This window comes from Pseudomonas sp. LRP2-20, from assembly GCF_024349685.1.
Taxonomy (GTDB): Bacteria; Pseudomonadota; Gammaproteobacteria; order Pseudomonadales; family Pseudomonadaceae; genus Aquipseudomonas.
Window position 1 is genome coordinate 1,092,750 of record NZ_AP025944.1, and the last position, 24,361, is coordinate 1,117,110.

The following is a 24,361-nucleotide window of genomic DNA, read 5'->3' on the forward strand; positions in this document are numbered from 1 at the left end:
GCGCGACCTCCGCTGTCGCGCCCGTCTATCCGCGTCATAGCCATTTTTCTCGGGTGCCCGCGCGGATGGACTGGTAGCCTAGGGCGCCTGAGCATTCGCTAACAATCGAGGCCCTCGCCATGACCGTGTCCACTGCAATTGCCCGTCTCAACGCTGCTGATCCGGATTTCGCCCGACATCTGGATCATCTGCTGAGCTGGGAAAGTGTGTCCGATGACGCGGTCAACCAGCGCGTGCTCGACATCATCAAGGCCGTGCGCGAGCGCGGTGACGCCGCGCTGGTGGAATTCACCCAGCGCTTCGACGGCGTTGACGCCAAGTCCATCGATGACCTGATCCTTGGTCGCGAGCGCCTGGAGCTGGCACTGACCCGCATCACCGACGCCCAGCGTCAGGCCCTGGAAAAAGCCGCCAGCCGCGTGCGCCTGTACCACGAGCGCCAAAAGCAGGACTCATGGCAGTACACCGAAGCGGACGGCACCGTGCTCGGTCAGAAGGTCACGCCGCTGGACCGCGCCGGCCTGTACGTGCCGGGTGGCAAGGCGTCGTACCCTTCGTCGGTGCTGATGAATGCCATTCCGGCCAAGGTCGCTGGCGTCACCGAGGTGGTGATGGTGGTGCCGACCCCGCGTGGCGAGGTCAACGAACTGGTGCTGGCTGCTGCGTGCATCGCCGGTGTCGATCGGGTGTTCACCGTCGGCGGCGCCCAGGCCGTTGCAGCCCTGGCCTATGGCACCGAAAGCGTGCCGCAGGTCGACAAGATCGTCGGCCCGGGCAACATCTACGTGGCCACTGCCAAGCGCCACGTGTTTGGCCAGGTCGGCATCGACATGATCGCCGGCCCTTCGGAAATCCTCGTGGTGTGCGACGGCCAGACCGACCCGGACTGGATCGCCATGGACCTGTTCTCCCAGGCCGAGCACGATGAAGACGCCCAGGCCATCCTGGTCAGCCCGGATGCCGCATTCCTCGACCGCGTGGCCGCGAGCATCGACAAGCTGCTGCCGACCATGGAGCGCGCCGAGATCATCGGCAAGTCGATCAACGGCCGGGGTGCGCTGATCCAGGTGCGCGACATGCAGCAGGCCATGGAAGTGGCCAACCGCATCGCCCCAGAGCACCTCGAGCTGTCGGTTGCCGACCCGCAAGCCTGGCTGCCGCAGATCCGCCACGCCGGCGCGATCTTCATGGGCCGCCACACCAGCGAGGCGCTGGGCGACTACTGCGCGGGCCCCAACCACGTGTTGCCGACCTCCGGCACTGCGCGTTTCTCGTCGCCGCTGGGCGTGTATGACTTCCAGAAGCGCTCGTCGATCATCTTCTGCTCCGAGCAGGGCGCATCCGAGCTGGGTCACACCGCCTCGGTCCTGGCCCGTGGCGAGTCGCTGACCGCCCACGCCCGCAGTGCTGAATACCGTATCCTGACCCAAGACAAGGGGAACTGAACATGAGTCGATTCTGGAGCCCCTTCGTCAAGGCACTGGTGCCGTACGTGCCGGGCGAGCAGCCGAAAATGGCCCGCCTGGTGAAGCTGAACACCAACGAGAACCCGTATGGCCCGTCGCCCAAGGCGCTGGAAGCCATGCGCGCTGAACTGAACGACAACCTGCGCCTGTATCCGGACCCGAACAGTGACCGGCTCAAGCAGGCGGTGGCCGACTACTACGGCGTCACCGCAGCCCAGGTATTCGTCGGCAACGGCTCGGACGAGGTGCTGGCGCACATTTTCCACGGTTTGTTCCAGCACGATCGTGGCCCGCTGCTGTTCCCGGATGTCAGCTACAGCTTCTATCCGGTCTATTGCGGCCTGTATGGCATTCCATTCGAGCAGGTGGCGCTGGATGAGCAGTTCCAGATCCGCATCGCCGACTACGCCAAGGCCAACGCCGGGATCATCTTCCCCAACCCCAACGCGCCAACCGGCTGCCTGCTGCCGCTGCAAGCGATCGAGCAGTTGCTGCAGGCCAACCGCGATTCGGTCGTGGTGGTGGATGAGGCCTACATTGATTTCGGGGGTGAGACGGCCATCAGCCTGGTGGATCGTTATGACAACCTGCTGGTGACCCAGACCCTGTCGAAATCGCGCTCGCTGGCCGGTCTGCGGGTCGGCCTGGCCGTCGGCCATCCGGACCTGATCGAAGCGCTGGAGCGAATCAAGAACAGCTTCAACTCCTACCCGCTGGACCGCATGGCCATCGTGGGTGCAGCGGCGGCGTTCGAAGATCAGGCCTATTTCGAGGAAACCTGCCGCAAGGTGATCGGCAGCCGTGAAGCGCTGGTCGAGCAGTTGGTTGCAAAGGGCTTCGAAGTGCTGCCATCGGCGGCCAACTTCATCTTTGCCCGCCACCCGCAGCAGGATGCCGCGCAACTGGCGGCGCGCCTGCGTGAGCAAGGTGTGATCGTGCGTCACTTCAAGCAGGAGCGGATTGCCCAGTTCCTGCGTATCACCATTGGTACGCCCGAGATGAACCAGGCGTTGATCGACGCCCTGAACTGAGCCCGGCTTGCTGCAGGAGCGGGTGTGCTCGCTCCTGCAGGCAATGTGCGTGCATCAGTAGCTGTTTTCTTCGATGACGATTGGTTTGCTGACGGGCCGGGTGCGCACCGCCACCGGTGTGTCATCCAGCTCAAGCACGTAGTCGTTGGGCTGGCGCATGCCCTGTGGATCAGTCCATTGCTGCAGGTAGGCTGGCACGTTAGCCACTACCTGGCCATTTCTGTGAATGATCACCGTGCCTTGCGAGTCGCTGTTCCACAGCAACTTGGCGGCGCCTTCAATGGCCCGCGCCTTGCGTACTCCCGTAGCGCCAAGCAGTGGCGTGCCATCGAGCCTCCATTCGGGCAGCAGGTCGAGGCCCATGTGCCTGAGCACGGTCGGGGCCACCGAGGTCTGCGCCGCGTAGCCATACAGGTTGTTGGGCCCCGGGTTGTCCTCTGGAATGCTTGGCTGGTTCAACTCTTCGTTCAACGACTTGTTGCTGGCAATGAAGACCGTCTTCTCCTGTTCGGTCATCCCACCATGCCCTGTGCCCTCATAATCACGACCGTGGTCAGTGCAGACGATCACCAGCCAGTTTTCCTGGGGGTTCTTGTAGGCACGTGCCTTGACCTTGTCCAGCAGGCGCCCGAGCCTGTTGTCAGCTTCGCGCAGGGCAAACTGGTAGGCCGGGCCAAAGCCGCTGGCATGGCCGACCTCATCGGGATCGTCGAGCTGGATGAAGGTGAAGTCGGCAGGTGTGCTTTCTAGGATCTCCAGAGTTCGGAGGGTGACCTGTTCATCGGTCAGGCCGCTTTCGCGCACATTGCTGCCTTGCGCGTCCTCCAGCAGGAAAGCCGTGTTGATCGGTGACCAGTTGACGATGCTGGACAGGTAAGCGTTCGGCAGGGCATCACGTAGTCGTTTGAACAGGCTGGGGAACTCAGGGTCGACGCGCAAGGATCCGGCATTGGAAATGACCCCGTGCTTGTTGGCCCATACCCCGGTGAGCAAGGTCATCCAGCCTGGGTCACTGATGGTCGCCTGTTCACTTGCGCGGCCACTTATGCCGCCGGCATAGGCTTTATTGTGGAGCATGCGCTTCTTCAGGTGGGTATCGGCGCCCAGTTGTTCGTAGTACTGCAACTGCACGCCGTCCATGCCGATGATGAGTGTTTTGGGGTGTATGGGGGGCTGCCTGTGCTCGCAGCCTCTGAAGAGCAGGCTGAACAGCAGGGCGGCTGTCACCAGCGCACCCAACCGCAATGCTTTGGAAGTGAACATGAATCGTGCCTTGATGGAGTCGCGCCAAGCGTTACAACAAGGCATTCAACTGACAACTGGTAAAAATGCCAGTTGAATTGATGTCCGGAAGGCGTTCCATTAAGCTTCGCAAATTCATCGGATGATTGGTTGAGTGAAATGAGCAGTGAATTGACCAAGCGATCCCTGGTCGAACTTGCCGTAGAGCGGATGCGTGAGCGCATTGTGCAAGGCGACTGGCAAGTCGGGCAGCGCCTGCCGACCGAGCCGGTGCTGGCGCTGGAAATGGGCATCAGCCGCAATACCGTGCGCGAAGCCATGCGCGTGCTGGCATTCAGTGGCCTGGTGGAAATCCGCCAGGGTGACGGCAGTTACCTGCGCACCTGCCAGGATCCGCTGCAAGCCGTGCAGGCCATGTCGCGTTGCACCCTGGAGCAGGCCCGCGAAACCCGGCGCATCCTCGAAACCGAGGCGATCGGCCTTGCGGCGTTGCGCCGTACCGACGCGGACCTGCAAGCCTTGCGCGCAGCACTGACGGGCAGTGCCGAGCACTTCCACGGTGATGTCGATGCCTATGTCAGCTGCGACCTGGTGTTTCACCAGCGGCTGATCGACGCCGCGCACAACCCGGCACTGAGCGAGCTGTACCGCTACTTTTCCGGCGTGGTGGCCGCCGCGCTGCAACACAACATGGCGACCGTGCCACGCAGCCAGGCGACTTTCGACCTGCACGGGCAGATCCTCGACGCCATCGAACAACGCGATCCGGAGCGGGCCAAGGCCCTGAGCCGGACCCTCATCGAATCCTGAAGACGAAAAGGCCATGGCTGAACCAATGACCCGAGACGCGCCTGCCCGCGAGCGAGAACTGGAAGAACTGCTGATCGACGCCGAGGCCGACGATGCCCAGGTGCAACAACAAGCGCCGGCTCTGCAGCGGCCCTGGCTATTGCTGCTGGGTCTGGTGCTGGTGGCGCTGAACCTGCGGCCGGCATTGTCGAGCATGGCGCCGGTGCTTGGCCAGGTCGCTGCGGGGCTGGGCCTGAATGCCTCCGAGGCCGGTCTGCTGACCACCTTGCCGGTGCTCTGCCTGGGGCTGTTCGCACCGCTGGCACCGGTCCTGGCACGCCGTTTCGGCAGCGAGCGGGTGATCCTGGGCATCCTGCTCACCTTGGCATTGGGTATCGTGGTGCGCAGCGCCCTGGGGGCTGCCGGGGTGTTCATCGGCAGCCTGATGGCGGGGGCCAGCATCGGCATCATCGGGGTGCTGTTGCCGGGTATCGTCAAGCGCGACTTCCCGCAGCATGCGGGTACCCTGACCGGCGTCTACACCATGGCGCTGTGCCTGGGGGCGGCCATGGCCGCGGGGGCCACAGTGCCGCTGACCCAGCATTTCGATGACAACTGGGCCCTGGGCCTTGGCTTCTGGATGATACCGGCGCTGCTGGCGATGCTCATCTGGTTGCCACAAGCGCGCCAGGGCCACGGCCTGCACAAGGCTGCCTACCGGGTGCGCGGGCTTTGGCGAGACCCTCTGGCGTGGCAGGTAACGCTGTACATGGGGTTGCAGTCGTCGCTGGCGTACATCGTCTTTGGCTGGTTGCCGTCGATCCTCATTGGCCGCGGCCTGAGCCCGACCGAAGCCGGCCTGGTGCTGTCCGGCTCGGTGATCGTACAGCTGGTCAGCTCGCTGAGCGCACCTTGGCTGGCGACCCGTGGCAAAGACCAGCGCCTGGCCATCGTGATCGTCATGCTGGTGACGCTGGCTGGGCTGTTCGGTTGCCTGTATGCACCGGTCGAGGGTTTGTGGGGCTGGGCAGTACTGCTGGGGCTGGGGCAGGGCGGTACTTTCGCCTTGGCCCTTACGTTGATCGTGCTGCGCTCGAAGGATGCCCATGTGGCGGCAAACTTGTCGAGCATGGCGCAGGGGGTGGGGTATACCCTGGCATCCATGGGCCCGTTTGCGGTTGGCCTGGTGCATGACCTGACCGGGGGCTGGGCGGCGGTGGGCTGGATCTTCGCCGTGCTGGGCGTCGGGGCGATCGTGTTCGGGCTTGGCGCCGGGCGGGCTCTGCATGTGCAGGTGAGCAGCGAAAAACTCTGACATCGAGGCCGGCCTTGCCGACCTCTTCGCGGGTAAACCCGCTCTCACTGGAGTACCGCCAGCTCGAGGATTGCGGTGAGCCTGTGGGTGCGGCGGTTCGGCGCCCCGACTTGCCAGTGAAGAGGCTGGTACTGGCGTATGCAGGCGGGGCAGATTATCGTGCAACATCCCATTCCCAGGACGGACCAGCCCCCCATGAGCGACGCCAACCGTGACCTGATCACCCGCTTCTACCAGGCCTTCCAGCGCCTGGACGCCGAGGCCATGGTGGCCTGCTACAGCGACGACATCGTTTTCAGCGACCCCGTGTTCGGCACCCTGCGCGGCCGCGACGCAGGCGATATGTGGCGCATGCTCACCACCCGCGCCAAGGATTTTTCGCTGACGTTCGACCAGGTCCGCGCCGACTCGCACAGTGGCTGCGCGCACTGGGTTGCAACCTACCTGTTCAGCCAGACCGGCCGCACCGTGGTCAACGATATCCAGGCGCGCTTCATCATTCGCGACGGCCTGATCTGTCAGCATGACGATACCTTCGACCTGTGGCGCTGGTCGCGTCAGGCGCTGGGGGTGACAGGGGTACTGCTGGGTTGGTCGCCAATGCTGCAGAACAAGGTGCGCCAGCAGGCGTTCAAAGGGCTGCGAGCGTTCCAGCAGGCGCGCTGAGCGGTTAAGCTGTCGGCCATGAGCATCGTCAACGAAGTCAGCGAAACCCCGCTGTGCAAACCCTGGTATGTGTATCTGGTGCGGGCTGCCAATGGCTCGCTGTACTGCGGTATCAGCGATGACCCGCAGCGGCGTTTCGCTGCCCACCAGAAGGGCCAGGGTGCCCGCTATTTCAAGACCAGCCCGGCACAGGCGTTGGTCTACGTCGAGCAATGGCCGGACAAGGGCGAGGCGCTGCGCCAGGAGCGCCTGGTGAAGAAGTTGCGCAAGTCGGCCAAGGAGGCGCTGGTCGCCTCCTATGCGGCCGTCTGATCAGTCCTTGCGGCGCTTGAGCTGATCCACCAGCGTGGTCGGCAGGCCTTTGATGATCAACGTGCCGGCGGCCTCGTCATATTCCACCTTGTCACCCAGCAGGTGCGCCTCGAAGCTGATCGACAAGCCTTCGGCGCGCCCGGTGAAGCGGCGGAACTGGTTGAGGGTGCGTTTGTCCGCAGGGATTTCCGGCGACAGGCCGTAGTCCTTGTTGCGGATGTGGTCGTAGAAGGCCTTGGGGCGGTCCTCGTCAATCAGGCTCGACAGCTCTTCGAGGGTCACCGGTTCACCCAGCTTGGTCTGGGTGGTGGCGTACTCGACCAGGGTCTGGGTCTTTTCGCGGGCGGCTTCTTCTGGCAAGTCCTCGCTTTCGACGAAGTCGCTGAAGGCCTTGAGCAGGGTGCGCGTCTCGCCAGGGCCGTCGACGCCTTCCTGGCAGCCGATGAAGTCGCGGAAGTAATCCGACACCTTCTTGCCGTTCTTGCCCTTGATGAACGAGATGTACTGTTTGGAGTTCTGGTTGTTCTTCCACTCCGACAGGTTGATTCGCGCCGCCAGGTGCAGCTGGCCGAGGTCCAGGTGGCGCGACGGTGTCACGTCCAGCTCGGCATTCACCGCCACGCCTTCGCTGTGGTGCAGCAGGGCGATGGCCAGGTAGTCGGTCATGCCTTGCTGGTAGTGCGCGAACAAAATGTGGCCGCCGGTGGAGAGGTTGGACTCTTCCATCAGCTTTTGCAGGTGCTCCACCGCCACCCGGCTGAACGCGGTGAAGTCTTTCTCGTTTTCCAGGTACTGTTTCAGCCAGCCGCTCAGCGGGTAGGCGCCGGACTCGCCGTGGAAGAAGCCCCAGGCCTTGCCTTGCTTGGCGTTGTAGCTGTCGTTGAGGTCGGCCAGGAGGTTTTCGATGGCGTCCGATGCGCCCAGTTCGGTATCCCGTGCATGGAGCACGGCGGGGCTGCCATCGGGCTTCTTGTCGATCAGGTGAACGATGCAATGACGGATTGGCATGGAATTCTCGGTGAGTCCGGGGCGGCCAAAAGCCGCGCTGCAAAAGTTGTCCAGTTTACCTCAGACAACAGGCGCTGCAGTGGCCGCATGTTGGCAGAAATGCCGGTTGTTCGTTTTTTGTTCAAAATTGTGGGATTTCGGCTAAAACCCCCGAAAAACCTGCACTAAATCGAAGCGGGTAGCGGATATTTATCCATTCCTGTGGTAGCTTTGCGCCGTCTTGCGCCCCGTGTGTGGCGCATTGCTGGCAGCGTGCTCATGCCGTGTCGAACCAAACGCCGATTTACGCATCTACATGCGCGATTGGCGCGGCCCTCCAGAATTCAGGGGCTGGCCCGATAACGTCGTAGAACGCTGCATAACCACTGAATTAGATAGGGAAGGAACACCACCATGGCATTGACCAAAGACCAACTGATTGCCGATATCGCTGAAGCCATCGACGCGCCAAAAACCACCGCTCGTAACGCACTGGAGCAACTGGGCCAGATCGTTGCTGACCAACTGGAAAACGGCGCTGAAATCACCCTGCCAGGCATCGGCAAGCTGAAAGTCTCCGAGCGTCCTGCCCGTACCGGCCGCAACCCTTCGACTGGCGCTGCCATCGAAATCGCTGCCAAGAAAGTCGTCAAGTTCGTTCCGGCCAAAGGCCTGACCGACGCGGTCAACAAGTAATCCGTTGACGCAATGACGAAACCGCGCCCGGCTTGCCCGGGCGCGGTTTTTTCATGCCTGCGATTTACCCAGGGCTCGCCAGGCCTGGCGAGCGGTGGTGTCCTGGAAGCTCCAGGCGACCATGCGGCTCTGCTTCTGGCCTTGGCCCATCTCGGTGATGCGCACGGCCTTGGCGCCGGCCTTCTTCAGCGCCGCCTCGATACCTGGCAGGTTGCTGGCCTTGGACACCAGGCTGGTGAACCACAGCACCTGCTGTGCGTATTGCGCGCTTTCGTCGACCAGTTGGGTGACGAAGCGGATCTCGCCGCCCTCGCACCACAGTTCGTTGTTCTGCCCGCCGAAATTGAGCACCGGTAGCTTGCGCTTGGGGTCCTGCTTGCCGAGGTTCTTCCACTTGCGCTGGCTGCCGCGGGTAGCCTCCTCGCGTGAAGCATGGAAGGGTGGGTTGCACAGGGTCAGGTCGAAGCGCTCATCCTCGTGCAGCAGGCCGCTGAGGATGTGCCTGGGGTTGGCTTGCTGGCGCAGGCTGATGCCCTTGCTCAAACCATTGGCCTGGACGATGGCCTTGGCCGAGGCCAGCGCAACCGGGTCGATGTCCGAGCCAAGGAAGCGCCAGCGGTAATCGCTATGGCCGAGCAGCGGGTAGATGCAGTTGGCACCCACGCCAATGTCCAGCGCGCGAACCTGGGCGCCCCTGGGTACCTCGCCGGCATTGTCCTCGGCCAACAGGTCGGCAGCCACATGGATGTAGTCGGCACGGCCGGGGATCGGCGGGCACAGGTAATCGGCAGGAATATCCCAGTGCTGGATGCCGTACTGCGCCTTGAGCAGGGCGCGGTTGAACACCCGCACGGCTTCGGGGTTGGCGAAGTCGATGCTGGGTTTGCCGTGGGGGTTGGTGATGGTGAAGCGGGCCAGGTCAGGGTGGGCCTTGATCAGGCTGGGGAAGTCGTATCGACCCTGGTGGCGGTTGCGCGGGTGCAGGGTGGGTTTGTTCTGGGTCATGCTCGGGTCCGGTGTTGCTTGCGCTGGCCAGAGGGCCGTTGTGCGGCCCATTCGCGGCCAAGGCCGCTCCCACAGGATAGTGGTGCTACCTGAAGGCAGCATCATTCCTGTGGGAGCGGCCTTGGCCGCGAACGAGGGCGAAGCCCTCGCCGGTCAGATCAGCAATGTCAGGTTACAGCGCTGCAATCCGCGCATGCTGCTCGGTGAAGTTGGCCAGGGCCTGCTCGGACTCGGCCAGCTTGGCGCGTTCCTTCTCGATCACTGCAGGCGGTGCCTTGTCGACGAAGGCCGCGTTGGACAGCTTGCCGCCCACGCGCTGGACTTCACCCTGCAGACGCTGGATTTCCTTGTTCAGGCGAGCCAGTTCGGCGTCCTTGTCGATCAGGCCGGCCATCGGCACCAGTACCTGCAGGTCGCCCACCAGGGCGGTGGCCGATAGCGGTGCTTCGTCGGCGTCGCCGAGCACCGTGAACGATTCGACCTTGGCCAGCTTCTTCAGCAGCGCTTCGTTTTCCTGCAGGCGACGCTGGTCGTCGGCGTTGGCGTTCTTCAGGAACAGCGGCAGCGGCTTGCCTGGGCCGATGTTCATCTCGGCGCGGATGTTGCGCAGGCCGACCATCAGCTCCTTGAGCCACTCGATATCACCTTCGGCGGCGGCATCGATGCGGCTTTCATTGGCCACTGGCCACGGCTGCAGCATGATGGTCTTGCCTTGGATGCCGGCCAGCGGCGCGATGCGCTGCCAGATTTCTTCGGTGATGAACGGCATGAACGGGTGCGCCAGGCGCAGCGCCACTTCCAGCACACGCACCAGGGTGCGACGGGTGCCGCGAGCGCGCTCGACCGGGGCGTTCTCGTCCCACAGTACGGGCTTGGACAGCTCCAGGTACCAGTCGCAGTACTGGTTCCAGATGAACTCGTACAGCGCCTGGCTGGCCAGGTCGAAGCGGAACTGCTCGAGCTGGCGGGTCACTTCGGCTTCGGTGCGCTGCAGCTGCGAGATGATCCAGCGGTCGGCCAGCGACAGCTCGTAGGCTTCGCCGTTCTGGCCGCAGTCTTCGCCTTTGTCCAGCACATAGCGGGCGGCGTTCCAGATCTTGTTGCAGAAGTTGCGGTAGCCTTCGACGCGGCCCATGTCGAACTTGATGTCGCGGCCGGTGGAAGCCAGCGAGCAGAAGGTGAAGCGCAGGGCGTCGGTGCCGTAGCTGGCGATGCCTTCAGGGAACTCAGCCTTGGTCTGCTTGGCGATCTTCTCGGCAAGCTTGGGCTGCATCATGCCGCTGGTGCGTTTTTCCAGCAGGGCGTCGAGGGTGATGCCGTCGACGATGTCCAGCGGGTCGAGCACGTTGCCCTTGGACTTGGACATCTTCTGGCCTTGGCCGTCACGCACCAGGCCGTGTACGTACACGGTCTTGAACGGTACCTGCGGGGTGCCGTCCTCGTTCTTGATCAGGTGCATGGTCAGCATGATCATGCGCGCAACCCAGAAGAAGATGATGTCGAAGCCGGTCACCAGCACGTCGGTGGAGTGGAACTTCTTCAGGAACTCGGTCTGCTCCGGCCAGCCCAGGGTGGAGAAGGTCCACAGGCCCGAGCTGAACCAGGTGTCGAGCACGTCGTCGTCCTGGCGCAGTTTCACCTCGCTGCCGAGGTTGTGCTTGGCGCGGACTTCTTCTTCATTGCGCCCGACATATACCTGGCCAGCCTCGTCGTACCAGGCCGGGATGCGATGGCCCCACCACAGCTGGCGGCTGATGCACCAGTCCTGAATGTCGCGCATCCAGGAGAAGTACATGTTCTCGTACTGCTTGGGCACGAACTGGATGCGGCCGTCTTCCACGGCTTCGATGGCCGGTTCTGCCAGCGGCTTGGTGGAGACGTACCACTGGTCGGTCAGCCACGGCTCGATGACGGTGCCCGAGCGGTCGCCTTTCGGCACTTTCAGGGCGTGGTCGTCGATGCTCACCAGCAGGCCCTGGGCGTCCAGGTCGGCGACGATCTGCTTGCGGGCGACGAAGCGGTCGAGGCCGGCGTACTGGGCAGGCAGGCTGGTATCGACCTGCTCGTTGAGGCTGCCGTCGAGGTTGAAGGCCTGGGCGGCGGGCAGCACCAGGGCGTTCTTGTCGAAGATGTTCAGCAGCGGCAGGTTGTGGCGCTTGCCGACTTCATAGTCGTTGAAGTCGTGGGCCGGGGTGATCTTCACGCAGCCTGTGCCGAACTCCGGGTCGCAGTAGTCATCGGCGATGATCGGGATGCGGCGGCCGACCAGCGGCAGTTCGACGAATTTGCCGATCAGCGCCTGGTAGCGCTCGTCGGTCGGGTTGACAGCCACCGCGGCGTCACCCAGCAGGGTTTCCGGACGGGTGGTGGCGACTACCAGGTAGTCCTTGCCCTCGGCGGTCTTGGCGCCATCGGCCAGCGGGTAGCGCAGGTTCCACAGGTGGCCCTTCTCGTCGTGGTTTTCCACTTCGAGGTCGGAGATGGCCGTGTGCAGTTTGGTGTCCCAGTTGACCAGGCGCTTGCCGCGGTAGATCAGGCCGTCCTCGTGCAGGCGCACGAAGGCTTCCTTGACCGCCTCGGACAGGCCGTCGTCCATGGTGAAGCGCTCGCGGCTCCAGTCTACCGACGAGCCCAGGCGACGGATCTGGCGGCTGATGTTGCCGCCCGATTGATCCTTCCATTCCCAGACCTTTTCCAGGAATTTCTCACGGCCCAGGTCGTGACGGTTCTGGCCCTTGGCCTCGAGCTGGCGCTCGACCAGCATTTGCGTGGCGATACCGGCGTGGTCGGTACCGGGCTGCCACAGGGTGTCGCGGCCTTGCATGCGGCGGAAACGGATCAGGGCGTCCATGATCGCGTTGTTGAAACCGTGGCCCATGTGCAGGCTGCCCGTCACGTTCGGTGGCGGGATCATGATGGTGTAGGACTCACCTGCACCTTGTGGAGCGAAATAGTTTTCGGACTCCCAGGTGTTGTACCAGGAAGTTTCGATGGCGTGCGGCTGGTAGGTCTTATCCATGCGCGGCGGGACCCTGTGCATTTATTCGGGAAAGCCGGGAAGTATAACCAAGCTGGGGGCCGCAGGCGACAAGCTGCTGACAACTGTCGGAACAGTGGCGCCTGCTTCGCGGGCAAGCCCGCTCCCACAGGTTCGGCGCAGGCTTGAAGATGTGGGAGCGGGCCTGCCAGCGAAGCAGGTGCCCGATCTCTGGGGATTACTCGGAACGCTTGATCAGGCGCTCGATCCGCGCATCGAGGCGGCGCTTGATCTCGTTCTCGATATGCGGGGTGAAGTCGTTGATCACGTCCTGCATGATCATCTGCGCGGCGGCGCGCAACTCGCTCTCCAGGTGCAGCAGGGTGTCCTGGCGGCGGGTTTGCGGATCATCCTCGGGCTCAGTTGCTGCGGGCTCGGCTTCGGGCGCCGCGGTGCCTGCAGGCACGTCGAGCAACAGCGGAATCTGCTCGACCGTATCGGTCAGCAGCGGCGGCTGCAGGTCGGCATCGCCGAGCAACTGGCGAATCGATTCCAGATCGTCCAGCAGATGGGCAGAATCGGGTAGGGCGGAAGGCTTGTCCATCGTCGTTAAAGTCGCTGTAAGCGGTGGTCTTGCAGAGCATAGCCCTGTTCACGGTAGAAACGGAACCGCTCGCGGGCCGATTGGCGAATGCCGGGCTCCTCGACAACGATCTCGGCAACCCGCTCGAACTGGCCGACGAACCCTGGTACATCGGCACCCAGGTTGATCAGCAGGTCCCGGTGCTCGCCGGCATTGTCTGCCAGGCCCAGGGCAACCGAGGCGTGCGCGTGCACTTCAGCCAGGTCATGGGGCACGAAGGCTTCGCCCTTGAAGCGCCACAGGCGTTGGTCCAGCTCGTTGCGCTGCTCGGCGTCCTGGCAGTGCAGGTAGACCCGGTGGCCGAGGCGCCAGGCCTTCTCGCACAGCTTGCAGGCGAAATCCAGCCGCGCCGAGAGCGAGTCGGTGGGCAGGATATAGAAATCGACTTTGCTCATGGTGTGCTCTGCCAGCCAGCGGCGCCTGGGGCGCCGCCAGCTTCACGGCATCAGGCGTCAGCGCGGTCGAGCAGGTACTGGGTCAGCAGCGGCACCGGGCGCCCGGTGGCGCCTTTGTCCTTGCCACCGCTGATCCAGGCCGTGCCGGCGATGTCCAGGTGTGCCCAGTTGTAAGCCTTGGCGAAGCGCGACAGGAAGCAGCCAGCGGTGATGGTGCCGGCTTTCGGCCCGCCGATGTTGCCCATGTCGGCGAACGGGCTGTCCAGTTGCTCCTGGTACTCATCGAACAGCGGCAGCTGCCAGGCACGGTCGTCGGCACGCTTGCCGGCGTCAAGCAGTTGGCCGACCAGCTCGTCGTTGTTGCCCATCAGGCCCGACGTGTGGCTGCCCAGGGCGACGATGCAGGCGCCGGTCAGGGTGGCGATGTCGATCACCGCCTGCGGCTTGAAGCGCTCGGCGTAGGTCAGGGTGTCGCACAGCACCAGGCGGCCTTCGGCGTCGGTGTTGAGGATTTCGACAGTCTGGCCACTCATGGTGGTGACGATATCGCCTGGGCGGGTGGCGCCGCCGCTCGGCATGTTCTCGGCGCAGGCCAGCAGGCACACCAGGTTGATCGGCAGTTGCAGCTCGAGGACCGCACGCAGGGTGCCGAACACGCTGGCGGCGCCGCACATGTCGAACTTCATTTCATCCATGCCGGCGCCTGGCTTGAGGCTGATGCCGCCGGTATCGAAGGTGATGCCCTTGCCCACCAGCACGAACGGCTTGTCGGCCTTCTTGCCGCCTTGGTAGTTGAGCACGATCAGGCGTGGCGGCTGGTCGCTGCCCTGGCCAACGGCATAGAACGCGCCCATGCCCAGGTCCTTGATCTTCTTCTCGTCCAGCACTTCGACCTTCAGGCCCTTGTGGGCCTTGCCCAGGTCCTTGGCCTGCTCGGCCAGGTAGCTCGGGTGGCACAGGTTGGGCGGCAGGTTGCCCAGGTCGCGGGTGAAGGCCATGCCGGTGGCGATGGCGCTGGCGTGTTTCACGGCGCGCTCGACCTCGGCCAGGCCGGCCTTGTCGGCCAGCAGAGTGACCTTCTTCAGGGCGCGCGGTTCGGCCTTCTGGCTCTTGAAGCGGTCGAACACGTATTCGCCGTCGAGCAGGGTCTCGGCCAGCAGGCGGTACTTGCCGTAATGAGCGTCGCGGTTGCTGACGGCGATGTCGTCCAGGGCCAGCACGGCATCGCTGCCATTCAGGCCCTTGAGCACGCCGGCCACGCTGGCGACCAGTTTGCGCCAGGCGCGGTCACCGAGGGCTTCGTCCTTGCCGCTGCCGACCAGCAGTACGCGCTCGGCCTTCAGGCCCGGCAGGCTCTGCAGCAACAGGGTCTGGCCAGGTTTGCCGGCCAGGTCGCCACGTTTGAGCAGCGCGCTGATGGCGCCTTCGCAGGCTTGGTCGATGGCCTTGGCAACGGTCCCGAGCTTGCGCCCTTCACCGACCGGTACGACCAAGGTGGCGGTTTTTACGGATGCAGCAGCTACGCTTTTTACAACCAGTTCCATGTCAGGGTCCCCGAATGATCTATGCAGTTGGCGCTATACTTTTCGCGCTCTGGACGGGCCTGGACGCGTTGTCGCGTGCCAGTGGAAAAGCTGCCAGTTTGAGCCTCTGGCAAGCGTGCTGACAAGCCCGAAGTGGGGCTTCATGCGCGGCCAAGTGACAGGCGCGGCCAATCACAGGATAATGCGCGCACTTCATATGGAGGTTCGCCGTTGGCGAACCGGCTTTGGTCCTGGCTGTCACAGGCCAATGTTTGGCAGTCCGCCCCTGACAACCCAGGAGTGTCTGGTTTGATCGTCTTTCGTTATCTGTCCCGCGAGGTCCTGGTGACCTTGAGCGCCGTCAGCGCCGTGCTGCTGGTGATCATCATGAGCGGGCGCTTCATCAAGTACCTGGCCCAGGCGGCCCAGGGCATCCTCGACCCGGGCGTGCTGTTCCTGATCATGGGCTTCCGCATGCCAGGTTTCCTGCAGTTGATTCTGCCGCTGGGTCTGTTCCTCGGGATTCTCCTGGCCTACGGCCGGCTGTACCTGGAAAGCGAAATGACCGTCCTGTCGGCGACCGGCATGAGCCAGCAGCGCCTGCTGGGCCTGACCATGGCCCCGGCGGCGCTGGTCGCCCTGCTGGTCGCCTGGCTGAGCCTGAGCCTGTCGCCCCTGGGCGTTGCCCAGGTGCAGAAGATCATCGCCCAGCAGGATGCCATGACCGAGTTCGACACCCTGGTGCCGGGCCGCTTCCAGACCCTGCGCGACGGCTCGCGGGTCACCTACACCGAGCAGCTGTCGGATGACCGCGTCAAGCTGGCCGGGGTGTTCATTTCCGAGAAGCGCTTCAACCAGGACAAGACCAAGGACCGCGCACCATCGGTACTGGTCGCTGAAAAAGGCCATCAGGAAATACAGGCCGATGGCAACCGCTACCTGGTGCTGGAAAACGGCTACCGCTACGACGGTAACCCGGGCCAGGCCGACTACCGTGCCATCAAGTACGACACCTATGGCGTATTGCTGCCCAAGCCGGAAGTGGCCGAGGAAGTGACTGATCGCGAAGCGATCCCGACCCTTGAGCTGTTCGGCAAGACCGACCTGCGCGAGCGTGCCGAGCTGCAATGGCGCCTGTCGCTGCCGATCCTGGTGTTCATCGTGACCCTGATGGCGGTGCCGCTGGCCAGGGTCAACCCGCGCCAGGGGCGCTTCCTCAAGCTGCTGCCGGCGATTCTCCTGTACATGGCTTACCTGACAATGCTGATTTCCGTACGCGGCGCCCTGGAGAAGGGCAAATTGCCGATTGGCCTTGGCATCTGGTGGGTGCATGGCCTGTTCCTGCTGATCGGCCTGGCGCTGATGTACTGGGAACCGCTGCGCCTGAAAATGGCTGCCCGTCGTGCGGAGGTGGCCCGTGGCTAAACTTGACCGTTATATCGGCCTGAGCGTGCTGCTGGCCATTCTGGCCGTGCTGGGGATCATCCTCGGCCTGGCCTCGCTGTTCGCCTTCATCGACGAGATGGGGGAACTGAGCGACACCTACACCTTGCTGGACGCAGGCAATTTCGTCTTGCTGACTGCACCTCGGCGGCTGTACGAGATGCTGCCGATGGCGGCACTGATCGGCTGCCTGATCGGCCTCGGCAGCCTGGCCAGCAACAGTGAACTGACCATCATGCGCGCCGCTGGCGTGTCCATCGGCCGTATCGTCTGGGCGGTGATGAAACCGATGCTGGTGCTGATGCTGGTCGGCCTGCTGATTGGTGAATATGTCGCCCCGGTAACCGAGAACAAGGCCCAGGCTGACCGCTCCCTGGCCCAGGGTGGGGGAGAAGCGCAAAGCTCCCGGCATGGCATGTGGCACCGCCAGGGCGAGGAGTTCGTGCACATCAACTCCGTACAGCCCAATGGCTTGCTGCTTGGCGTGACGCGTTACCGCTTCGACAGCGAGCGCAAGATCCAGACCTCGAGCTTTGCCCGTCGTGCCCAGTACAACGACGACCACTGGACGCTCAGCGATATCAGCACCACCTACTTCCACGGTGACCGTACTGAAGTGGTGAAGGCGCCGACCGAGCTCTGGGACGTTTCGCTGACACCGCAGTTGCTCAATACCGTGATCATGGCCCCTGAGTCGTTGTCGATCACCGGGCTGTGGGACTACATCCACTACCTGTCCGACCAGGGCCTGAACAACGCCCGCTACTGGCTGGCGTTCTGGACCAAGGTGTTGCAGCCGATGGTGACGGCAGCGCTGGTGCTGATGGCGATTTCCTTCATCTTCGGCCCGCTGCGTTCGGTAACCCTCGGTCAACGCGTATTCACCGGTGTGCTGGTGGGCTTCGCGTTCCGCATCGGCCAGGACCTGCTGGGCCCGTCGAGCCAGGTGTTCGGCTTCCCGCCGCTGCTGGCGGTGGTGATACCGGCGGGCATCTGTGCCTTGGCCGGCCTGTGGTTGCTGCGACGGGCAGGATGATCGCCTGGTTCGTACAAAAAAGCCGACCCCAGGGTCGGCTTTTTGCTGGCTTTTACATGGCCTCTTCGTCGTCAAGCCCAGTGATATCGCTGTGGGAGCGGGCTTGCCCGCGAAGGGGCGGGGCAGGCAATACAGCGCTCAGCTCAATTCTTCTGCTTGGGCACCCGCACCAGCTGGCTTTCCGAATAGATGTCATGCCAGCCGCGCTTGCGCTTGTCGATCAGTGACCAGAAAAAACCGAGCCCCAGGCACAGCCAGGAGGCAATCGACACCACGAAGCGCAACAGTGCCTGCCACAGGCTGATCGCGCTGCCATCGGCGTTCTGCACGCGCACGCCCCACACCTGCATGCCCAGGGTCTGACCGCCGTGGGTCCAGAACTTGGCAAAGAAGCCGAACAGAGCGAACAGCAGAACGGTCGACAGCAGCGGGTCGCCATCCAGTGCGCCGGCTTCGGTCAGTTCACGCATGCGCGCTTCGCCGATGATCGCCATCTGGATCAACTTGTAAGCACCGGCCGTGACGATCAGCAGCGCCGTGCACAGCAGGAAGTCGTAGAACATCGCCGCCAGGCGTCGGCCCAGGCCGACCGGTGGGAAATCACCCTGGGGGGAGAGCAGAGGCTTGGACATGCAGAACAGCTCCGAATGGCGAAGCCGCTATTCTACGGGCAAAAAAAAGCCCCTGCACATGGCAGGGGCTTTTCTTCGAAGTCGGGGGCGGCTTAGCCGGCGACCTGAACCTTGTCAGCCTGCATGCCTTTCTGGCCTTGGACTGCTTCGAAGGTGACCTTCTGGCCTTCTTTCAGGCTCTTGAAGCCGTTACCTTCGATGGCACGGAAGTGCACGAACAGATCCGGACCGCTTTCTGGGGTGATGAAGCCGTAACCTTTTTCGTCATTGAACCACTTGACGGTACCGTTCTGACGCTCAGCCATTGTCTTATTTCCTATGAAGCTTAAATATTGATGACAGTTTCTTTCACGTTCTATAAAAGTGAAAGAGTACTGGGCTGGGTTGCAGGAAAGTAAGAGACGTCGAACGGGTTGTAGCAAATCTCGGCTACTGGCCCAGGTCACGAACTGTTGCGACCCATGCAAACACAGTGCAGTGACTCTACGCCAACTCCCAAGAAAAAAACAAGCCCTTGGTCGTATGGAAAATCAGCGTTTAGCCGATAACCGACAGATTTGTCGGAAACGGCATGGCGCCTGGCCTGGCGCCATGTTCAAAAGTTATTGGGCAGGTTCGAAATCGAATATGTAGGACCCGCCCGCAAACCTCAGGCCGTACCTTCAACCACGGTAGTAACGCTGCGCGACGAAAGGCATTTTGCTGACTTTCAAGGCAACCTTCTTGCCCCGCACCAAGGCAAACAGTGCTGTGTCGAGTGCACTGTGTTCGATATCGACATAGCCCATCGCAACAGGGGCACCGAGTGTCGGGCCAAAACCGCCACTGCAGACTTTGCCTACGTTTTTATCGAACGCATCAACAATTTCCGCACCTTCACGCACAGGCGTACGTTCTTGCGGCAACAGGCCTACCCGTTTGCGGGCTACGCCTTGTTGCTGCTGAGCGAACACTGCTTCGGCGCCCGGGAAACCACCGGCACGGCCACCGTCGGCGCGACGGACCTTGGACACTGCCCACAGCAGGCTGGCCTCGACCGGCGTAGTGCTGGTGTCCATGTCGTGGCCGTACAGGCACAGGCCGGCTTCCAGGCGCAGCGAGTCGCGGGCGCCCAGGCCGATAGGCTGCACTTCAGGTTCGGCCAGCAGGCGACGTGCCAGGGCTTGGGCAGCACCCACCGGCACCGAGATCTCGTAGCCGTCTTCGCCGGTGTAGCCCGAGCGGCTGACGAAGCAGTCTTCACCGAGCAGTTTCACCGGGCGGAACTGCATGAAAGTCATGCCTGCCACTTCAGGCGCCAGGCGTTCCAGCACCTTCACCGCAGCGGGGCCTTGCAGGGCGAGCAGGGCACGCTCGGCGAACAATGGCTGCACTTCACAACGGCTGCCGATATGCGTCTGCAGGTGGGCCAGGTCCTGGTCCTTGCACGCCGCGTTGACCACCAGGAACAGGGTGTCGTCACCAAGGTTGGCGACCATCAGGTCGTCGAGGATGCCGCCTTGCTCGTTGGTGAACATGGCATAGCGCTGCATCCCCACCGGCAGGTCGATGATGTCCACCGGTACCAGCGACTCCAGTGCCTTGGCGGCACCGGCGCCACGCAGGACAATCTGGCCCATGTGCGAGACGTCGAACAGGCCGGCCTGTTCGCGGGTGTGCAGGTGTTCCTTGAGCACGCCCAGCGGGTATTGCACCGGCATGTCGAAGCCGGCGAACGGCACCATGCGCGCGCCCAGCTCCAGGTGCAGGGCGTGCAGCGGGGTCTTTTGCAATGTTTCGGACATCGATGACTCCTTGGTTTTTTATCGGGTCAACATTCGATGATGTTGACGGCCAGACCGCCGCGGGCGGTCTCCTTGTATTTGCTTTTCATGTCGGCGCCGGTCTGGCGCATGGTGCGGATCACCTTGTCGAGCGACACGTAGTGCTGCCCGTCACCGCGCAAGGCCATGCGCACGGCGTTGATGGCTTTCACCGAGCCCATGGCGTTGCGCTCGATGCAGGGCACCTGAACCAGGCCGCCGATCGGGTCGCAGGTCAGGCCGAGGTTGTGTTCCATGCCGATTTCAGCGGCATTTTCCACTTGCTGCGGGGTACCGCCCATCACTTCGCACAAGGCCCCCGCAGCCATGGAGCAGGCCACGCCGACCTCGCCCTGGCAGCCGACTTCGGCCCCGGAAATCGAGGCGTTTTCCTTGTACAGGATGCCGATGGCCGCAGCGGTGAGCAGGAAGCGCACCACTCCGTCGTCGCTGGCACCCGGGACGAAACGCATGTAGTAGTGCAACACCGCCGGGACGATGCCCGCTGCGCCGTTGGTGGGCGCAGTGACCACGCGCCCGCCGTAGGCGTTTTCTTCGTTGACCGCCAGGGCGTAGAGGTTGACCCAGTCCAGCACCGACAGTGCGTCGCGCAGGCTGGCCTCTGGATGGCGGCTGAGCTGGCGGTACAGCGCCGGGGCGCGGCGCTTGACCTTGAGCCCGCCGGGCAGGATGCCTTCGTGCCGGTAACCGGCTTCGACGCAGTCCTGCATCACCTGCCAGATGTGCAGCAGCCCACTGCGTGTTTCGCGTTCGGGGCGCCAGGCGGCCTCGTTGGCCAGCATCACCTGGCTGATCGACAGCTGCTGTGCAGTGCAGTGGCCGAGCAGTTCCTTGGCGGTCTTGAACGGGTAGGCCAGCACGGTGCTGTCCTCGACGATACGGTCCTGGCCGGCAGCGTCCTCGTCCACCACGAAACCGCCACCCACGGAGTAGTACTCCCTGCTGCGGATTTGCAGTCCGGCTGCATCGAACGCACGAAAGATCATGCCGTTGGGGTGATAGGCCAAGGGCTTGCGGATCATCGCCAGGTGCTGCTTTTCGTTGAAGGCGATGGTCTGCTCACCGAGCAGGCAGAGCTGGCCGCTGGCGCGGATGGCCTGCAGGCGGGCGGGGATGGATTCGGTGTCGACGGTATCAGGGTGTTCGCCTTCCAGGCCGAGCAATACCGCCTTGTCACTGCCGTGGCCTTTGCCGGTGGCGCCGAGCGAGCCATACAGCTCGGCCTTGACGCAAACGGTGCTGGCCAGCAGGCCATCGCGGCGCAGCCCTTCGGCGAAGCGCGCGGCGGCGCGCATCGGGCCGACCGTGTGGGAGCTGGAGGGGCCGATGCCGATCTTGAACAGGTCGAAGACGCTCAGTGACATGGTGACCTCCTGCCAGGTTCGTGGAGCGGACGGTGAGCCCTGTGGGAGCGGGCTTGCCCGCGAATGCGATACTGGCTCTACCGCCGCATTCGCGGGCAAGCCCGCTCCCACAGAGGCCCACACCTCGGATCAGGGAACGGGCCGAAGGCTATCAGGCGTCCTGATAGCTCTCGATCGACGGGCAGGCGCAGACCAGGTTGCGGTCGCCGAACACGTTGTCGACCCGGCCGACCGGTGGCCAGTACTTGCCTTCCACCAGGCTCGGCAGCGGGTACACCGCCTGTTCGCGGCTGTAGCCATGGGCCCATTCGCCAACCAGCTCGGCCGCAGTGTGCGGGGCGTTCTTCAGCGGGTTGTCATCCTTGTCCAGGCTGCCGGTTTCCACCGCGCGGATTTCTTCGCGGATCTGGATCATCGCGTCGCAGAAGCGATCCAGTTCTTCCTTGGACTCGCTTTCGGTCGGTTCGATCATCAGCGTGCCGGCCACCGGGAACGACATGGTCGGTGCATGGAAACCGAAGTCGATCAGGCGCTTGGCCACGTCATCGACGCTGATGCCGCTGGTGTCCTTGAGCGGGCGCAGGTCGAGGATGCATTCGTGGGCGACCAGGCCATTGCCGCCGGTGTACAGAACAGGATAGTGCTCTTCCAGGCGGCGGGCGATGTAGTTGGCGTTGAGGATCGCCATCTGCGAAGCACGCTTGAGGCCGGCACCGCCCATCATGCGAATGTACATCCAGGTGATCGGCAGGATGCTGGCGCTGCCGAACGGCGCGGCGCACACCGCGCCCTCGGTGTTGGCAAGCGCCGCGTGGCCTGGCAGGAACGGCGCCAGGTGCGACTTCACGCCGATCGGGCCGACGCCCGGGCCGCCACCGCCGTGCGGGATGCAGAAGGTCTTGTGCAGGTTCAGGTGCGACACGTCGCCACCGAACTTGCCCGGGGCGCACAGGCCGACCATGGCGTTCATGTTGGCGCCGTCGATGTACACCTGGCCACCGTTGTCGTGGATGATCGCGCAGATCTCGCCGATCGCTTCCTCGAACACGCCGTGGGTCGACGGATAGGTGATCATGATCGCGGCCAGGCGCTCGCGGTGCTCGATGGCCTTGGCGCGCAGGTCCTCGACATCGACGTTGCCGCGGGCGTCACAGGCCGTGACCACCACGCGCATGCCGGCCATGTGTGCGGTCGCCGGGTTGGTACCGTGGGCCGAAGACGGGATCAGGCAGATGTCGCGGTGGCCTTCGCCACGGCTGCGGTGGTAGGCACGGATGGCCAGCAGGCCGGCGTACTCACCCTGGGAGCCGGCGTTGGGCTGCAGCGACACGGCGTCGTAGCCGGTGGCGGCGCAGAGCATGGCTTCCAGCTCGGTGGTCATCTGCAGGTAGCCCTGGCTTTGCTCGGCCGGGGCGAACGGGTGCAGGTTGCCGAACTCGGCCCAGGTCACCGGGATCATCTCGCTGGCAGCGTTGAGCTTCATGGTGCACGAGCCCAGCGGGATCATGCTGCGGTCCAGCGCCAGGTCCTTGTCGGCCAGGCGGCGCAGGTAGCGCATCAGCTCGGTTTCGCTGTGGTAGCGGTTGAACACCGGGTGCTCGAGGATGGCCGACTGGCGCAGCAGGGCGGCCGGCAGGCGCGAGCCGGTGCTGGCGGCCAGGGCGGCGAAGTCAGGTTGGGCCTGGTCGGCGCCGAACAGTTGCCAGAGGGCTTCGACATCGGCCTGGGTGCTGGTTTCGTCGAGCGACAGGCCCAGGTGAGCGGCGTCGATCTGGCGCAGGTTGATGCGCTGTGCGCGGGCCTGTTCGTGCAGGCTGGCGGTGGCGCTGCCGGTGGCCAGGGTCAGGGTGTCGAAGGCGGTTTCGCCGACCACTTCCAGGCCCAGGGTTTTCAGGCCGGCAGCCAGGATCGCGGTGAGTGCGTGGGTGCGTTCGGCAATGCGCTTGAGGCCGGCCGGGCCGTGGTACACGGCGAACATGCTGGCGATGTTGGCCAGCAGCACCTGGGCGGTGCAGATGTTGCTGGTGGCTTTCTCGCGGCGGATGTGCTGTTCGCGGGTCTGCATGGCCAGGCGCAGTGCGGTCTTGCCGAAGCGGTCGATCGACACGCCGACCAGGCGACCCGGCATGTCGCGCTTGAAGGCATCGCGGGTGGCGAAGTAGGCCGCGTGCGGGCCACCGAAGCCCAGTGGCACGCCGAAGCGCTGGGCGCTGCCGATGGCCACGTCGGCGTCGAACTCGCCCGGCGGGGTCAGCAGGGTCAGGGCCAGCAGGTCGGCGGCAACCGCGACCAGGGCGTTGGCGGCGTGGAAGCGCGCGACCACGTCGCGGTAGTCGAACACTTCGCCGTTGCTGGCCGGGTATTGCAGCAGGGCGCCGAAGAAGGCACTGACATCGCCCAGTTCACGCTCGTCGCCGACCACGATCTCGATGCCCAGCGGCTCGGCACGGGTGCGCAGCACGTCGAGGGTCTGCGGGTGGCAGTGCACGGAGGCGAAGAAGGCGTGGCTGGCCTTGTTCTTCGACAGGCGCTTGCAGAAGGTCATGGCTTCGGCAGCGGCGGTGGCTTCGTCAAGCAAGGATGCGTTGGCGATCGGCAGGCCGGTGAGGTCGCTGATCAGGGTCTGGAAGTTCAGCAGCGCTTCCAGGCGGCCCTGGGAAATTTCTGGTTGGTACGGGGTGTAGGCGGTGTACCAGGCCGGGTTTTCCAGCAGGTTGCGCAGGATCGGCGCGGGGGTGTGGGTGTTGTAGTAGCCCTGGCCGATGAAGCTCTTGAACAGTTCGTTCTTGCCGGCGATGGCTTTCAGCGCAGCGAGGGCATCGGCCTCGCTCTGGCCGTCTTGCGAACCGAGCACGCTGGTGCCCTTGATGCTGTCGGGGATGACCGCGGCGCTCATCGCTTCCAGCGAGTCGAAGCCCAGGGTGGCAAGCATGGCTTGCTCGTCGGCGGCGCGAGGGCCGATGTGACGGGCAATGAATTCGTTGGCGGTGCCGAGGTTGATGGTCATGGTCGGATT

The 24,361-nt window shown here is 63.8% G+C and carries 21 protein-coding genes; 9 read left to right on the plus strand and 12 right to left on the minus strand.

The genetic code is table 11. The features are described 5' to 3' along the window. Positions 1–119: 119 nt before the first annotated feature. Positions 120–1,445 carry a histidinol dehydrogenase gene (hisD, locus tag OCX61_RS04750; protein ID WP_261942808.1) on the plus strand — a complete coding sequence of 442 codons (1,326 nt, stop codon included), beginning with the start codon at positions 120–122 and terminating at the stop codon, positions 1,443–1,445. A gap of 2 nt (positions 1,446–1,447) precedes the next feature. Further along, positions 1,448–2,497, plus strand: a complete 1,050-nt coding sequence (gene hisC / locus OCX61_RS04755; protein ID WP_261942809.1) for a histidinol-phosphate transaminase — start codon at positions 1,448–1,450, stop codon at positions 2,495–2,497. 54 nt (positions 2,498–2,551) lie between these two features. On the opposite strand, the gene OCX61_RS04760 is transcribed toward hisC, so the two are convergent. Then, the gene (locus OCX61_RS04760) at positions 2,552–3,742 is read right to left on the minus strand and encodes an alkaline phosphatase family protein (RefSeq protein ID WP_261944270.1); all 1,191 of its coding nucleotides are present in this window, start codon (positions 3,740–3,742) and stop codon (positions 2,552–2,554) included. 156 nt (positions 3,743–3,898) lie between these two features. On the opposite strand from OCX61_RS04760, the gene OCX61_RS04765 reads away from it, so the two are divergent. From OCX61_RS04765 to OCX61_RS04780, 4 genes are all read left to right on the plus strand, one after another. Further along, a complete protein-coding gene (locus tag OCX61_RS04765) occupies positions 3,899–4,549 on the plus strand; it encodes a FadR/GntR family transcriptional regulator (protein WP_261942810.1) in 651 nt (216 codons plus the stop codon). A gap of 13 nt (positions 4,550–4,562) precedes the next feature. Then, a complete protein-coding gene (locus tag OCX61_RS04770; protein WP_261942811.1) occupies positions 4,563–5,843 on the plus strand; it encodes a CynX/NimT family MFS transporter in 1,281 nt (426 codons plus the stop codon). 195 nt (positions 5,844–6,038) lie between these two features. Then, the gene (locus OCX61_RS04775; RefSeq protein WP_261942812.1) at positions 6,039–6,509 is read left to right on the plus strand and encodes a nuclear transport factor 2 family protein; all 471 of its coding nucleotides are present in this window, start codon (positions 6,039–6,041) and stop codon (positions 6,507–6,509) included. Between the two features lie 18 nt (positions 6,510–6,527). After that, positions 6,528–6,821 (plus strand): GIY-YIG nuclease family protein, encoded by a 294-nt coding sequence (locus OCX61_RS04780; RefSeq protein ID WP_261942813.1) that lies wholly within the window; start codon positions 6,528–6,530, stop codon positions 6,819–6,821. Here the strand turns inward: OCX61_RS04780 and yejK are convergent, their stop codons facing one another. Next, positions 6,822–7,829: a nucleoid-associated protein YejK gene (gene yejK, locus OCX61_RS04785; RefSeq protein ID WP_261942814.1), complete on the minus strand. Its 1,008-nt coding sequence runs from the start codon at positions 7,827–7,829 to the stop codon at positions 6,822–6,824. Between the two features lie 393 nt (positions 7,830–8,222). Here yejK and OCX61_RS04790 point away from each other — a divergent pair, with 393 nt between their 5' ends. Next, positions 8,223–8,504, plus strand: a complete 282-nt coding sequence (locus OCX61_RS04790; protein ID WP_027920195.1) for an HU family DNA-binding protein — start codon at positions 8,223–8,225, stop codon at positions 8,502–8,504. Positions 8,505–8,555: 51 nt separating this feature from the next. Here OCX61_RS04790 and rlmF read toward each other — a convergent pair whose 3' ends face one another. The 5 genes from rlmF to OCX61_RS04815 form a co-directional block, all read right to left on the minus strand. Beyond that, complete coding sequence (gene rlmF / locus OCX61_RS04795) at positions 8,556–9,509, minus strand: 23S rRNA (adenine(1618)-N(6))-methyltransferase RlmF (protein ID WP_261942815.1); 954 nt, start codon at positions 9,507–9,509, stop codon at positions 8,556–8,558. A gap of 172 nt (positions 9,510–9,681) precedes the next feature. After that, positions 9,682–12,528 (minus strand): valine--tRNA ligase, encoded by a 2,847-nt coding sequence (locus tag OCX61_RS04800; protein WP_261942816.1) that lies wholly within the window; start codon positions 12,526–12,528, stop codon positions 9,682–9,684. 196 nt (positions 12,529–12,724) lie between these two features. Next, positions 12,725–13,090, minus strand: a complete 366-nt coding sequence (locus OCX61_RS04805) for a DNA polymerase III subunit chi (RefSeq protein ID WP_261942817.1) — start codon at positions 13,088–13,090, stop codon at positions 12,725–12,727. 5 nt (positions 13,091–13,095) lie between these two features. Next, on the minus strand, positions 13,096–13,524 hold the full coding sequence (locus OCX61_RS04810) for a DNA polymerase III subunit chi (RefSeq protein WP_261942818.1): 429 nt from the start codon (positions 13,522–13,524) through the stop codon (positions 13,096–13,098). A 50-nt stretch (positions 13,525–13,574) separates the two neighbouring features. After that, positions 13,575–15,068, minus strand: coding sequence for a leucyl aminopeptidase (locus OCX61_RS04815; RefSeq protein WP_261942819.1), 1,494 nt, complete (start codon positions 15,066–15,068; stop codon positions 13,575–13,577). A 288-nt stretch (positions 15,069–15,356) separates the two neighbouring features. Here OCX61_RS04815 and lptF point away from each other — a divergent pair, with 288 nt between their 5' ends. Further along, entirely contained in the window at positions 15,357–16,472 is a 1,116-nt protein-coding gene (gene lptF / locus OCX61_RS04820) for an LPS export ABC transporter permease LptF (protein ID WP_261942820.1), read from the plus strand. Further along, positions 16,465–17,526: an LPS export ABC transporter permease LptG gene (lptG, locus tag OCX61_RS04825; protein WP_261942821.1), complete on the plus strand. Its 1,062-nt coding sequence runs from the start codon at positions 16,465–16,467 to the stop codon at positions 17,524–17,526. Before lptF ends, lptG begins: the two co-directional genes overlap by 8 nt. Positions 17,527–17,669: 143 nt before the next feature. On the opposite strand, the gene OCX61_RS04830 is transcribed toward lptG, so the two are convergent. The 5 genes from OCX61_RS04830 to gcvP form a co-directional block, all read right to left on the minus strand. Beyond that, positions 17,670–18,158: an RDD family protein gene (locus tag OCX61_RS04830; RefSeq protein WP_261942822.1), complete on the minus strand. Its 489-nt coding sequence runs from the start codon at positions 18,156–18,158 to the stop codon at positions 17,670–17,672. Between the two features lie 92 nt (positions 18,159–18,250). Beyond that, entirely contained in the window at positions 18,251–18,463 is a 213-nt protein-coding gene (locus tag OCX61_RS04835) for a cold-shock protein (protein WP_003257941.1), read from the minus strand. Positions 18,464–18,820: 357 nt separating this feature from the next. After that, positions 18,821–19,942 carry a glycine cleavage system aminomethyltransferase GcvT gene (gcvT, locus tag OCX61_RS04840; RefSeq protein WP_261942823.1) on the minus strand — a complete coding sequence of 374 codons (1,122 nt, stop codon included), beginning with the start codon at positions 19,940–19,942 and terminating at the stop codon, positions 18,821–18,823. A 26-nt stretch (positions 19,943–19,968) separates the two neighbouring features. After that, positions 19,969–21,345 carry an L-serine ammonia-lyase gene (locus OCX61_RS04845; protein ID WP_261942824.1) on the minus strand — a complete coding sequence of 459 codons (1,377 nt, stop codon included), beginning with the start codon at positions 21,343–21,345 and terminating at the stop codon, positions 19,969–19,971. A 151-nt stretch (positions 21,346–21,496) separates the two neighbouring features. Beyond that, positions 21,497–24,352: an aminomethyl-transferring glycine dehydrogenase gene (gene gcvP, locus OCX61_RS04850; RefSeq protein WP_261942825.1), complete on the minus strand. Its 2,856-nt coding sequence runs from the start codon at positions 24,350–24,352 to the stop codon at positions 21,497–21,499. Positions 24,353–24,361: the final 9 nt, after the last annotated feature.

What these genes read in the sequence shown, in the direction of transcription:
- OCX61_RS04780 (WP_261942813.1), top strand. Translation starts at nt 6,528, where the DNA reads ATGAGCATCGTCAACGAAGTCAGCGAAACCCCGCTGTGCAAACCCTGG.
- rlmF (WP_261942815.1), bottom strand. Translation starts at nt 9,509, where the DNA reads ATGACCCAGAACAAACCCACCCTGCACCCGCGCAACCGCCACCAGGGT.
- yejK (WP_261942814.1), bottom strand. Translation starts at nt 7,829, where the DNA reads ATGCCAATCCGTCATTGCATCGTTCACCTGATCGACAAGAAGCCCGAT.
- hisC (WP_261942809.1), top strand. Translation starts at nt 1,448, where the DNA reads ATGAGTCGATTCTGGAGCCCCTTCGTCAAGGCACTGGTGCCGTACGTG.
- OCX61_RS04770 (WP_261942811.1), top strand. Translation starts at nt 4,563, where the DNA reads ATGGCTGAACCAATGACCCGAGACGCGCCTGCCCGCGAGCGAGAACTG.
- OCX61_RS04805 (WP_261942817.1), bottom strand. Translation starts at nt 13,090, where the DNA reads ATGGACAAGCCTTCCGCCCTACCCGATTCTGCCCATCTGCTGGACGAT.
- gcvP (WP_261942825.1), bottom strand. Translation starts at nt 24,352, where the DNA reads ATGACCATCAACCTCGGCACCGCCAACGAATTCATTGCCCGTCACATC.
- OCX61_RS04810 (WP_261942818.1), bottom strand. Translation starts at nt 13,524, where the DNA reads ATGAGCAAAGTCGATTTCTATATCCTGCCCACCGACTCGCTCTCGGCG.
- OCX61_RS04815 (WP_261942819.1), bottom strand. Translation starts at nt 15,068, where the DNA reads ATGGAACTGGTTGTAAAAAGCGTAGCTGCTGCATCCGTAAAAACCGCC.
- hisD (WP_261942808.1), top strand. Translation starts at nt 120, where the DNA reads ATGACCGTGTCCACTGCAATTGCCCGTCTCAACGCTGCTGATCCGGAT.
- OCX61_RS04775 (WP_261942812.1), top strand. Translation starts at nt 6,039, where the DNA reads ATGAGCGACGCCAACCGTGACCTGATCACCCGCTTCTACCAGGCCTTC.
- gcvT (WP_261942823.1), bottom strand. Translation starts at nt 19,942, where the DNA reads ATGTCCGAAACATTGCAAAAGACCCCGCTGCACGCCCTGCACCTGGAG.
- OCX61_RS04835 (WP_003257941.1), bottom strand. Translation starts at nt 18,463, where the DNA reads ATGGCTGAGCGTCAGAACGGTACCGTCAAGTGGTTCAATGACGAAAAA.
- OCX61_RS04845 (WP_261942824.1), bottom strand. Translation starts at nt 21,345, where the DNA reads ATGTCACTGAGCGTCTTCGACCTGTTCAAGATCGGCATCGGCCCCTCC.
- OCX61_RS04830 (WP_261942822.1), bottom strand. Translation starts at nt 18,158, where the DNA reads ATGTCCAAGCCTCTGCTCTCCCCCCAGGGTGATTTCCCACCGGTCGGC.
- OCX61_RS04800 (WP_261942816.1), bottom strand. Translation starts at nt 12,528, where the DNA reads ATGGATAAGACCTACCAGCCGCACGCCATCGAAACTTCCTGGTACAAC.
- OCX61_RS04765 (WP_261942810.1), top strand. Translation starts at nt 3,899, where the DNA reads ATGAGCAGTGAATTGACCAAGCGATCCCTGGTCGAACTTGCCGTAGAG.
- OCX61_RS04790 (WP_027920195.1), top strand. Translation starts at nt 8,223, where the DNA reads ATGGCATTGACCAAAGACCAACTGATTGCCGATATCGCTGAAGCCATC.